This is a genomic window from Chlorobium phaeovibrioides (assembly GCF_003968655.1).
Taxonomy (GTDB): domain Bacteria; phylum Bacteroidota; class Chlorobiia; order Chlorobiales; family Chlorobiaceae; genus Chlorobium; species Chlorobium phaeovibrioides.
Genome location: NZ_RXYK01000044.1, coordinates 1 through 1,520, shown reverse-complemented (window position 1 = coordinate 1,520; position 1,520 = coordinate 1). Strand labels below are relative to the sequence as shown.

Annotated in this window: 2 protein-coding genes; one reads left to right on the top strand and one right to left on the bottom strand. The window is 43.8% G+C overall.

Translation table 11 applies throughout. From position 1 onward, the window contains the following. Positions 1-62: 62 nt before the first annotated feature. A complete protein-coding gene (locus tag EKD02_RS09825; RefSeq protein WP_126385325.1) occupies positions 63-245 on the top strand; it encodes a transposase in 183 nt (60 codons plus the stop codon). A 13-nt stretch (positions 246-258) separates the two neighbouring features. On the opposite strand, the gene EKD02_RS09820 is transcribed toward EKD02_RS09825, so the two are convergent. Continuing rightward, positions 259-1,248: a glycosyltransferase family 2 protein gene (locus tag EKD02_RS09820; protein WP_244924437.1), complete on the bottom strand. Its 990-nt coding sequence runs from the start codon at positions 1,246-1,248 to the stop codon at positions 259-261. Between the last annotated feature and the right edge of the window lie 272 nt (positions 1,249-1,520).

Genomic DNA, 1,520 nt, shown 5'->3' with positions numbered 1-1,520 from the left:
GAAGGTCCAGGCCCCGGAGGCAGCATGAGCAAACTTATTTTCTCTCGATAGCTGCCCTATAGATGGGGAGTACTTCATTCAAAACCAAAGTCGTCCTTGAAGCACTCAGTGAGCGGTTTACGCTGACCGAGCTCGCCCAGAAACATGAAATCCATCCCAACCAGATAACCCTGTGGAAGCGGGAGTTCCTAGAAAAGGCTCCGGAGGTGTTCTCCAGAGCCGACAATTCAAATGGGCGTTTTTAAAAATCCGGACTCCTCATATGCTTGAGTACTTTAACCAAAGTGGTGTTAAGTAACCTTTAAACCTATGGGAAACGCGCCAAATAAATGGGAGCCTAATAAGTAGCTCCATAACACGGAATTTCTTATCTAGCGATGCGGCTAACTTCATTGCATCACGAGCCTCATTAACCTTGCTTGAATCGAACAAGAAACGCGCTTGATAATAATGACCACGCGCCTCGGTTTGCTCAAATTCGCGCGCATATTTAGATTTAATATCCGGATACTCACGAACCAAACGATTGAGAGTTTCGAAACGCTCTGCAGCTAATCGATCAGAGTAAAATGATGTTACAGAGCCGCTTACAATTCGATATTTTGAAATTATCTCTTTAATAATTACTCCTGTACCATCATAAGCCAAAAAGCTCAATACCATATCTTCCTCACAAGAAGACCTCAATATTGGATTGAACCGCGTCCCCTTTTCAATGAGTCTCTTTCGATTGATAACATAAGTACACCAACCTCCCTCCACGTGAGCGAGAAACTTTTTAAACAACGATCCTGTGCTATGGATTGGAATTATTTTGTGTAAGCTATTCCCTTGTTCGTCGACGCACTGAATACCACCATAACAAATATCAAACTCCCCATCCTTCATCGCTGCGTATTGCATCTCTAGCTTAAATGGAAGCCATACATCGTCAACGTCCAAAAACGCCAGAAATTCCCCAGTAGCCTTATCAACAGCCTCTTGCCTGGCTTGCCCAAGGGCAACTGGCTTATCAAGGGTGAATATCTTGACTCTCTCACCATATGAAGCGGCGATCTCAACTGATTTATCAGTGGACCCATTGTCAAAAAATATAATTTCCCAATCTTTAAAGGTCTGATGGAAAACAGATTCAATTGCTTCCCTTACGAAACGTTCCCCATTAAGACAATTCATTATTACTGAAAACGTTGGCATAGCATATCCTGATGTAAATTTATTATTATTGACAGCAACAGTTATCACCATCACCTTGAACCCCTCCCCATTCATAGGACAGCTATTTGGGGAAGCTAAGTTTGTTTTGCGTATATCCCCTTAATCGGTCACCTTGAAACTAGAGCTTCCGGACAATGTCAACGAAGATGACGCATTTTTTTGAAAAAAAACATTCACTTTTCAGCCGGGTTCAGCACCACTTCCCGGTTGATCTCCCACGTTCTTGCAGGCCTTGCTCCCCAGCGTTCCGGATTGAGCTCCCTGGCTCGCTGTAAAGTCGCATTCCGCTGCTCAAAGATCGC

Coding starts and splice junctions, on each gene's coding strand:
- EKD02_RS09825 (WP_126385325.1), top strand. CDS start 63: ATGGGGAGTACTTCATTCAAAACCAAAGTCGTCCTTGAAGCACTCAGT.
- EKD02_RS09820 (WP_244924437.1), bottom strand. CDS start 1,248: ATGGTGATAACTGTTGCTGTCAATAATAATAAATTTACATCAGGATAT.